Annotated in this window: 8 protein-coding genes and 1 pseudogene; all 9 read right to left on the bottom strand. The window is 66.0% G+C overall.

What is annotated here, in order from left to right; all coding sequences use genetic code 11:
* Window positions 1-146: 146 nt before the first annotated feature.
* Window positions 147-942 (bottom strand): annotated as a pseudogene (locus tag FJ309_06690) (NAD(P)-dependent oxidoreductase).
* Window positions 939-2,276 carry a class I SAM-dependent methyltransferase gene (locus FJ309_06685; protein ID MBM3954284.1) on the bottom strand — a complete coding sequence of 446 codons (1,338 nt, stop codon included), beginning with the start codon at window positions 2,274-2,276 and terminating at the stop codon, window positions 939-941. The pseudogene FJ309_06690 and the gene FJ309_06685 overlap by 4 nt, the downstream one beginning before the upstream one ends.
* The gene (rfbC, locus tag FJ309_06680; protein MBM3954283.1) at window positions 2,162-2,752 is read right to left on the bottom strand and encodes a dTDP-4-dehydrorhamnose 3,5-epimerase; all 591 of its coding nucleotides are present in this window, start codon (window positions 2,750-2,752) and stop codon (window positions 2,162-2,164) included. The genes FJ309_06685 and rfbC overlap by 115 nt, the downstream gene beginning before the upstream one ends.
* Entirely contained in the window at window positions 2,749-3,837 is a 1,089-nt protein-coding gene (rfbG, locus tag FJ309_06675; protein MBM3954282.1) for a CDP-glucose 4,6-dehydratase, read from the bottom strand. The genes rfbC and rfbG overlap by 4 nt, the downstream gene beginning before the upstream one ends.
* Window positions 3,834-4,607, bottom strand: a complete 774-nt coding sequence (gene rfbF / locus FJ309_06670) for a glucose-1-phosphate cytidylyltransferase (GenBank protein ID MBM3954281.1) — start codon at window positions 4,605-4,607, stop codon at window positions 3,834-3,836. Before rfbF ends, rfbG begins: the two co-directional genes overlap by 4 nt.
* Entirely contained in the window at window positions 4,604-5,917 is a 1,314-nt protein-coding gene (locus FJ309_06665) for an ABC transporter ATP-binding protein (GenBank protein ID MBM3954280.1), read from the bottom strand. The genes rfbF and FJ309_06665 overlap by 4 nt, the downstream gene beginning before the upstream one ends.
* A 10-nt stretch (window positions 5,918-5,927) precedes the next feature.
* Complete coding sequence (locus FJ309_06660) at window positions 5,928-6,803, bottom strand: ABC transporter permease (protein ID MBM3954279.1); 876 nt, start codon at window positions 6,801-6,803, stop codon at window positions 5,928-5,930.
* A complete protein-coding gene (locus tag FJ309_06655) occupies window positions 6,803-8,548 on the bottom strand; it encodes an ATP-binding cassette domain-containing protein (GenBank protein ID MBM3954278.1) in 1,746 nt (581 codons plus the stop codon). The genes FJ309_06660 and FJ309_06655 overlap by 1 nt, the downstream gene beginning before the upstream one ends.
* Entirely contained in the window at window positions 8,545-9,213 is a 669-nt protein-coding gene (locus FJ309_06650) for an acetyltransferase (GenBank protein ID MBM3954277.1), read from the bottom strand. Before FJ309_06650 ends, FJ309_06655 begins: the two co-directional genes overlap by 4 nt.
* Between the last annotated feature and the right edge of the window lie 273 nt (window positions 9,214-9,486).

Genomic DNA, 9,486 nt, shown 5'->3' with positions numbered 1-9,486 from the left:
TGGGTCCCTCAGGTCCTCGAAGTGTGAACGAATTACCGGCGTCGTTGAAACAATCACAAGTCGTCCTCCGTGACACAGGCGAAACGACGTGCGGCCACCGCCGCCCGCTTGCCTTTCGACGACTCACAGCAATACTTGTGCCGCTCTCAGAAGATGCGATTGCCCTGGGGGCGGGCACCGAATCGAAGCAGATCCCGACGGCCGTATTCGTCTGCGATCGATTCCGCCAAGGCACGAACGGTGATGCCTCGTCCGGAGCAGACATTCACGGCACCGGAACGGTCGGAGTTGATGATCGCGGCGATCCGGCACCCCGCCTCTTCAATGTCGAGAAAGTCACGAATCTGGGTGCCACTGGTCAGGTCGACCGCTGCACCGCGGGAGAGTTGACCACGGATGGCCGCCGTCAGCCGTCGGGGGTCCTCGCCCTCGCCATAGAGGTAAAACAGCCGACACCAGCAGAATTCGACTCCGGCAGCGGGTAGCGCCTGTGACAGCGCGAGAAACGTCGCAGCCTTCGCTGCCGCATGGAGTCAACGGCTTGAGTGGTGTCTCGGTGGAAAGATAGCCACCGGTGAGATCGTACTCAAAACAGGTGCCGACACCGAGAAACCGTCGCACGCCGGCCGCGATCGCCCCTTCCGCCAGCGCGATGGTCCCTGAGAGGCATGACAGGTTACGGGGCGAGATCAGGTAGCGACCCGGCTCTGCGTACCATGCCAAGTGGGCCACGGTGTCGATGCCGTCACAGGCATCCCGCCACCACTCGGCACTCTCGCCGAACAGGTCGTCTGTCTCGATGACTTCGACTTCAGAAGACGTTGGCGATAGGCGGGAAACCGTACCCCGTCGGATCACTACCCTCAAGGCGCGTTGAAGGCATCGTAAGACCTGCGTCCCGACGAACCCGGTGCCACCGGTAATGAGGACACGTCCACTCATCGGTCGACTGCCAGCCGTGGGATCGCGGTCACCGTCGCTACCGGGGCAATCCGCGTCACCACGGGCAACGCACGGACTTCAGTGGCGAGATTCCATGGCAGGATGAGAATGGTTTCGGGTCTGAAGGGGACCAGTGCGTCCGGATGGACGACCGGAATGCGACTCCCAGGGAGGAATCGCCCTTGTTTGGCCGGAGCGGCGTCGGCGACCAGCGGGAGCAGGTCGGGCTTCACCCCGGCGAAGTTGAGCAGCGTGTTGCCCTTTGCTGCGGCGCCGTATGCGGCCACCTTACGGCCGGCGCGCTTCTCGCCGATGAGGAAGTCGAGGAGATCGTCCTTCACCCGCTCGGCGCATGCCTGGAAACCGATGTATGGGGCGAGGGTCTCGAGCCCCGCCGCCCGTTCCGCCTCCATGATCCGGGCCACGGCGGGGGTGGCCGGCCGCGGGTCGGCTGCATGGCAGCCGTAGACCCGCAGGCTACCGCCGTGGGTCGGGAGTTGCTCGATGTCCCACACCCGCAATTCGGCCGCCGCGAAGATCCGTGCCACCGCGCCGAGCGAGAGGTAGGAGAAGTGTTCGTGGTAGACGGTATCGAACTGGTTCTCTGCGATCAGACGGAGAAGGTGGGGGAATTCGAGGGTGATCGTGCCGGTTGATGCGAGGGCCGCAGCGAGGCCGCGCGTGAAGTCGTTGATGTCGGGCACGTGGGCATAGACGTTGTTGCCCGCGATGAGGTCGGCGCGCCGGCCTGCTGCCGCGAGTTCCCTGCCGAGGGATTCGCCGAAAAACTCCTGTCGTACCGGAATCCCCAGTGCCTCCGCCGCGGCCGCGGTACCGGCGGTCGGCTCGATGCCGAGGCAGGGGATGCCGGCCGCGACAAAGTTCTTCAGGAGGTATCCGTCGTTGGATGCAACTTCGATCACCAAGCTGTCACGGCCCAGACCGAGGCGATCGATGATCATCTTCGCGTAACGGGCGGCATGCTCGAGCCAAGTGGTGGAGGTACTCGAGAAATATGCGTAGTCGGAGCGAAACAGATCCGACGCCGCCGTGTAGTCCTGCGTCTGGACGAGCCAGCAACGGTCACAGACCATCACCCGGAGCGGAAAAAAAACCTCCGGTCGGTCGAGGTCTTCTTCCGTAAGGTACGCATTCGACGGCGGCGCCACGCCAAGGTCGAGGAAGGTATGCACCAACGGAGTCTTGCAGTGACGGCAGTTCATCGCGGGATAGCGCTTTCCCGATGGTTCACGAGGACGATACCGGGGAATCCGCCCGTCAACGGCGGGTGTGCTTGGTCGCGGGTGGACAGCCCGACGATCGGCAGAGGCCATTCGATCGCGAGTGCGGAATCGTCGGGCCGGATTCCCCCCTCGGCCGCCGGCACGTAGGGGTGGGAGTGGGCGTAGACCAACTCGCAGTCGTCGGTGAGGGTCTGGAAGCCGTGGGCGAATCCCTCCGGTATGAGAAGAGCCCGACGGTTGGTGGCGGAGAGCCGCTCGGCGTGCCAGCGCAGAAACGTGGGCGAATTACGTCGTAGGTCGACCGCTACGTCCCAGACCTCGCCGCGGATGCAGCTGACGAGTTTGCATTCCGCGTGCGGGGGCCACTGGAAATGCATTCCTCGCACCGTGCCACGGGCCGCCGTAAAGGTGTGATTGATCTGCGCGACCGGAACGACAAACCCTGATGCCGCAAGCGCGTCGGAGTCGAACAAGCGAGTAAGAAAGCCGCGGGCATCGCCGTGGAGCCGCCGGGTGACTCCCTTCAGGCCGGGCAGCGGCAGTTCGGTAATATCCAGCCCGCTCACCGCAGCCTCTGGAAAGCGCTGATGTCTTCCTCGCACAGGCTTCTCGCCGACGTGCCGGCATGAAACCGTCGGTACCACTCGATCGTCATTCGCACGGCATCAGCCAGCGCCAGCCGAGGCGTGACCCCGAGTTGCTCGCGGGCCCGCGCCGTCTCAAGGGCCAGCCAGCCGGCCTCGTGCGGTCCCGTCGGAGTCTCGGCATAGTTCACAGCCGCCCCGGGGAAGGCACGGCGCGCCTGCTCGATCACGGTATGGACGGTCGCCGCCTCGTGCGGCGGTGGGCCGAAGTTGTAGGCACTTGCCACTTCGTCGCCGCGCTCCCACAGCGCTTGGGCGAGCGTGAGATAGCCCGACAGGGGCTCGAGCACGTGTTGCCAAGGCCGGGTACTCATTGGCCGACGGACCTCGAGGGGAACCCCCGCGCCCCACGCGCGGATCGCGTCGGGCAGCAGTCGGTCCTCCGACCAGTCTCCTCCGCCGATCACGTTTCCGGCTCTGGCGGTGGAGACTGCGACACCCCGGTCGATGAGGAATGCGCGGCGGTAGCATTCGACGATGACCTCGCTGGCGGCTTTGCTGGCGCTGTAGGGATCATGTCCGCCGAGCGCATCGTCCTCGCGGTAGGGCCACGGCCACTCGTTGTTGCGGTAGACCTTGTCTGTCGTCACGACGACGACCGCTCGAATTCCGTCGGTCTGGCGCACGGCCTCGAGCACGTGGGCGGTGCCTTGTGCATTGGTCGAGAACGTGCCGAGTGGATCTCGATAACTGGCACGTACGAGGGCTTGGGCAGCGAGATGGAAGACGATCTCGGGGCGGGTAAGCGCGACGATCCGACGGACCGCCTCGGCATCACGGATGTCGGTGACGTGCGAATCGCAACAGCCGTCGAGTCCAGCGGAGGTCCAGAGGTCGGGGCTCGTCTGCGGCGCCAGGGCGATCCCGGTGACGGCAGCACCCTGGCGTGCAAGCCACAATGCGAGCCACGATCCCTTGAAACCGGTGTGACCCGTGAGGAGCACCCGCTTGCCCGCCCAAAACGCCGGCCGGAAAGAGTCGTGCGGGGCCGCCACCGACACAGTCATCCCCATGACTTCCACGGAGCCCGACCCGACGCCCACAGGTGCTCGAGATGAATGCGGTCGCGGATCGTGTCCATCGCCTGCCAGAAGCCGGTGTGGACGAATGCGGAAAGTTGGCCGTCAGCAGCAAGCCTCGTCATCGGTGTGCCTTCGAAGCTCGTTTGATCGCCGGCGACGTACTCGAGGACCCGGGGCGAGAGGACGAAGAACCCGCCGTTGATCAACCCACCGTCTCCCTGCGGCTTCTCCGTAAACCCGGTGACGGTCTCTCCGTCGAGCGACAGTGCGCCGTAACGGCCCGGGGGGGCCACGGCGGTGACGGTGGCGATCTTGCCATGGGATCGGTGGAAGGCGACCACCCTGCCGATGTCGATGTCGCTCAGGCCATCGCCATACGTGAAGCAGAAGCAATCCTCATCGCGAATGTGATCGGCCACGCGCTTCAATCGCCCTCCGGTGAGCGTCTCTTCGCCGGTATCGACGAGCGTCACACGCCACGGCTCGGCTTTGCGCTCGTGGACCGTCATCGAGTTGTAGGCGATGTCAAACGTCACGTCGGACATGTGGAGGAAGTAGTTGGCGAAGTACTCCTTGATCACGTAGCCCTTGTAGCCGCAGCAGATCACGAAGTCGTTCACGCCATGAGCGGAGTAAAGCTTCATGATGTGCCAGAGAATCGGCCGGCCGCCGATCTCGACCATCGGTTTGGGTTTGACCGAGGTCTCCTCGGAGAGCCTCGTGCCGAGCCCGCCGGCGAGGATCACGGCCTTCATGAAACTTCGACCGCCGTGCCGAGCTGCTCGACTGTCCACTCGAGTCGCGGGCGGATCGTTCCCGGCATCGGCCCGGCATAGCCGACGCGTGTCGTGTCGAGGGTGACGGACATGTCTTCGGTCACCTGGAACATCAGCGCCCCGCGCTCGAAAAACGCCACATCGAGTCCGGGGTTCATCGACGTCACCGCGACGCCGATCGTGAACGTGCCCGTATTGAGCAGCCGGGGAGGGATCGTGCAGTGACAGGTCCAGCGACCGGGGCGATTGAGGCGCTCCACATTGCCCGGCGTGATACCGGCCGAGACGAAGAGATAGTTTCCGAGCTCATCGAAGAAGTGGAAGTTCGGGTAGGTCTGCCGAACGCCGGCTTTCAGGACCGTGTATTCCATCCAGACCTTGACCGGTTCGTCGAGGTCGAAGGCGCTGGCCGGGGTGCCGTCGGCGCGGGTCAGCCAGGCTTTATGAAGGCGGGCGTATGAATTGCCGATCACGCGGCCTTCCTCATCGGCGTCGAGCATCGCGCTGCCGCCGACCCCGCCGTGCGAGAGGTAATGCATGACGGCGTCGGGTGTCGAGCCGTCGAACGCGATCTCGCCGCGCTTGAGCACGATCCCACGATCGCACAGCGCGTTGATCATGCTCATCTGGTGGCTGACAACGAGCACCGTCCGGCCTTCGGTGTGCATCGATCGCATCTTGCCGAGACACTTCTTCTGGAAGTCGGCGTCACCGACGGCGAGGACCTCGTCGATGACGAGGATCTCCGGCTCGAGATGGGCGGCCACCGCGAAGGCGAGCCGGACGTACATCCCGGAGCTGTATCGCTTGACCGGGGTGTCGAGGAACTTCTCGACTTCGGAGAAGGCGGCGATCTCGTCGAACTTCGACCGGATCTCGGCCTTCGTCATGCCGAGGATCGCCCCATTCAGGAAGATGTTTTCACGGCCTGTCAGCTCCGGGTGGAACCCGGTTCCCACCTCGAGTAGACTGGCGATCCGTCCGCGAAGCCGGATCCGCCCAGTGGTCGGCTCGGTGATCCTGGAAAGCACCTTGAGGAGGGTCGATTTTCCCGCGCCGTTGCGGCCGATGATCCCGACGACCTCGCCCGGCCGAACATCGAAGGTGACGTCGCGCAGGGCCCAGAAGTCTTCCTGGTCCGGCTCGGAAGAGCCGGCGACCGGTCGGCTGCCAAACAGTCGCCGCGCCTTGTCGGCGAGCGCTTCGCGAAGCGACCCGCGCGGTTGGACTGCATGGCGGAGGCTGTAACGCTTGCCAATCTGCTCGACTTCGATGATCGGAGATGCCATCGGTCCCGGGTCAGATGATGTCGGCGAAGCTGCGTTCCGTCCGGCGGAAAAACGTGATCCCCGCCCACAAGAGGACAAAGGCAGTGACCAGCGAGACCGCCAGCGAGGCGGCGTGGAAGCTTTTCTCGACCCCGATGCACCAGCGGAACCCTTCGATCACGCCGACCATCGGATTGAGCGAGTAGATGAGCCGCGGCAGCAGGCCGAGCTTGGCCTCTATGAGGTCGGAACTGAAACCGACCGGCGAGACGTACAGCCCGAACTGCACGAGGAACGGGATCACGAACCGGAAGTCACGGTATTTGACGTTGAGGGCGGTCGCGATGAGGCCCGGCCCGAGCGCCGCGACGAGCGCCAGGAGGATGAACACAGGCAGGAAGACGATCCGGACCGGCGGAACATAGGCATACCAGACCATCACCGCGGCCATCATCAGCAGCGTGATCGCGAAATCGATCATCGCCACGATCACGGCACTGGCGGGGAGGATGATCCGTGGAAAATAAATCTTCGTGATCAGGTTGGCATTGGCGACGAGGCTGTTGCTTGATTCTGAAAGTGCGGCCGCGAAAAACTGCCAGGGGAGCATGCCGCCAAGGACGAGGATCGGATAGGGCACGCCGCCGGAAGGGAGCCCCGCGACCCGGCTGAAGATGACGACGAAGATCACCATCGTTAGAAACGGCCGCAGTACAGCCCACAGGACGCCGAACACGGTCTGCTTGTAGCGGACGAGGATGTCACGCCAGGCGAGGAACGCGAACAGATCGCGGTAACGCCACAGGTCGCGCCAGTAATTCGCCTCGGTGCGCCCCGCCTCGATCACCAACTCGGCTGGTGGGGGCACCGCGGCCGTGTCGCGACGGTTTTCGACGATGGTCGCCATCAGATCGCGTCGGCCAAGCGGGGGGCGGGTAGGAGCCTACCCGACTCGACTCGGTACACCACGTCGCACTCGGCCACGGTCGACAGGCGATGGGCGACGATCACGAGCGTCTTCACGCCGTGGAGGGCGTTGACGGCTGCCATCACCTCGGCTTCGGTGGCGGTGTCGAGCGAGCTGGTGGCCTCGTCGAGCACGAGCACCTCGGGGTCGCGATACAGCGCCCGGGCGATCCCGATCCGCTGTCGCTGGCCGCCGGAGAGGCGCACGCCGCGCTCGCCGACGGTCGTGCACAGCCCCTGCGGCAGCCCGGCGACGAAGTCTTCGAGCCGCGCGGCGCGGAGCGCGCGGGCCACGGCGGCATCGTCGATCAGGCGGTCGGGCACGCCGAAGGCGACGTTGCGGCGGATCGTGTCGTCGAAGAGGTGGATGGCCTGCGGCACGTAGCCCACCAGCGATTGCCAGCCGGCCAGGTCGGAGGCGATGTCGATGCCGTCCACCGTGATCCGGCCGGTCGACGGGGCGAGAAGACCGAGGATCAGGTCGACCAGCGTGCTCTTTCCCGCGCCGCTGCCGCCAGCGAGGCCGATCGCGCTGCCGTGCGGGATCGACAGGTCGATGCGGTCGAGGGCGCTAACGGCCGAATCGGGATAGCGAAAAGACACCGACTCCAGGCGAATCGCATCGCGAAACGCCATCCGCCGCGACGGCTGCGGTGCCGGGGTGGCGGGTTCGTCGGCCAGCTCGCGGCGCAGGCTGTCGATCGCCGGGGTCAAAAAGGCCACCGTCTGCAGCCCGATCGCGATCCGATTGATGCTCGGCAGCGTGCGGAATGCCGCCGCGGCGAACAGCCCCAGGGCCGGCAGCAGCGCCTCGGTCGGTTTGCCCTGGGCGACAAGCACGGCACAGAGCGTGGCCAGCGCCACCACCGCAGCCAGCTCGTACCACAGCCGCGGGATCTGCACGAGAAATGCCTGGTCGCGCCGCGCGTTGGCAAGACCGGCGGCGGCCGCGGCATATTCCGCCTCGAGAGCCGGCGCACAGCGAAGGAGGAGGATCTCTTTCATGCCGGCGCTGGCCTGCTGGAGCTTCCGCACCCCGGCCGACGTGAACGCTTGCACGCGATCCCCGGCATCGAACAGGTGCGGGCGCGACAGCACCACGAGGAGCCATGTGCAGGCCGCCGTGAGCAGGCCGACCGCGACCGCGCCGACCGGCTCGAACCACACGAGCAACCCCACGACGCCGACGAGCACGAGCACCTCGGCCACCGCCGACAACAGCGCCGTGCAGGCGGTGGCGAGCTTGTCGATCTCGCCGATGCTCCGCACCAGATCGGCGGAATTGGCAGAGAGATGACTGGCCCAGGGACGCGCCAGGGAGGCCGCGAACAGCCGCCGAGACAAGGTTTGCTGCACATCGGCGACGAACGCCGTCTGCACCCGTGCCACCCAGACGAGATAGCCGGTGCGCAGCAGCCAGAAGCCGATGACGGCGCCGATTCCCCAGCAGACGAGCGCCGCCGGCGCGGGTGTGCCCGCGAGCCTCGCAAACGGTTCGACCCATCGGGCAAGCGCCGGCGGAGCGTCGGCCCCGAGCCCGGTCGCGACGACGGCGAGGATGGGAACGACGATCCCCACGCCGATCATTTCCAGGACCATTGCCAGCACGAGACACATTCCCAGCCACGTGGCGCGCCGCCGCTGGCGAGGCGAGAGCAACCACCACAGTCCGCCGATCCCGGTCACGGGGAGGCGTCTCCCGGGGCCATGCCGATGTCGATCAGCGGAGTGGGACGCCCGGGGACGCCGACCACGAGCCGGTCGGCTGCAACGTCGGAAAGCGTTGCGGAATTGGCCGCCACCTTGCTGCGGTCACCGACGCGCCGGCCCGGTCCGACCGATGCCGACAGGCCGAGGAACACGTCGTCGCCGAGGATCGCATGGCCGCCGAGCGCGGCGTTTGGCGACAGCACGCAATAGTCGCCGGTCGCCGAATCGTGGCCAAGCGAAGCGTGGTAATTGACCAGCGTGCAGCGGCCGGTGACGACGCGGTCGCTGACCACGGCGAGCGGGCAGACGATCGTGCCGGCGCCGAGGCGGGCCGACCTGGCCAGCAGTGCCGTGGGGTGGACGAACGTCACGAACCGCCCCCCACGCGATTCGAGGTCGGCAGCGACGCGCCGGCGGACAGCGGGGATCCCGATCGCCAAGAGGAGGCCGTCGCCAGGTTGCGGCAGGTATCTCGCCGGGTCGGCGAGCAGGGGTGGGGAGTCAGGATCGAGGGAGCAACGCGGGTCGGCATCGAGGAAACCGGCGATCGGCGGCGATCGTCCGCCGCCCGAACGGATCCACTGCCAGACCTCACGCCCGAAACCACCCGCACCGACGATGACGACTCGGTCGCAATCCAACGCAACGGGCACGACTGCAGAGTGGAAACGACGGCAAAACACACACGGCGGATCCTGCCCGGATCGCGCCCGCGGCCGACAGGCTCGGCGCGCACTCCGTTCCCGTGGGTGGCATCGGAGTCGATCGCCAGCCCGGGAACAAAGGCGTTGCATTCCGCTCAGGAATCAGCTGCGAGCAACGAGTATAGCGATGCAAAACCCGCTTTCATCGGGCTTCCGACAAACGGGGGGGCACGAGCGAAACCGTGCTCTTGGAGCCGTCCTGGTGCCGGC

It is taken from the genome of Planctomycetota bacterium (genome assembly GCA_016872555.1).
Lineage (GTDB): Bacteria > Planctomycetota > Planctomycetia > Pirellulales > UBA1268 > F1-20-MAGs016.
Note: the sequence above shows the minus strand (reverse complement) of the source record. Positions and strands in the feature narration are given on the sequence as shown.

Coding starts and splice junctions, on each gene's coding strand:
- FJ309_06685 (MBM3954284.1), bottom strand. CDS start 2,276: ATGGCCTCTGCCGATCGTCGGGCTGTCCACCCGCGACCAAGCACACCC.
- rfbG (MBM3954282.1), bottom strand. CDS start 3,837: ATGACTGTGTCGGTGGCGGCCCCGCACGACTCTTTCCGGCCGGCGTTT.
- rfbF (MBM3954281.1), bottom strand. CDS start 4,607: ATGAAGGCCGTGATCCTCGCCGGCGGGCTCGGCACGAGGCTCTCCGAG.
- FJ309_06665 (MBM3954280.1), bottom strand. CDS start 5,917: ATGGCATCTCCGATCATCGAAGTCGAGCAGATTGGCAAGCGTTACAGC.
- FJ309_06660 (MBM3954279.1), bottom strand. CDS start 6,803: ATGGCGACCATCGTCGAAAACCGTCGCGACACGGCCGCGGTGCCCCCA.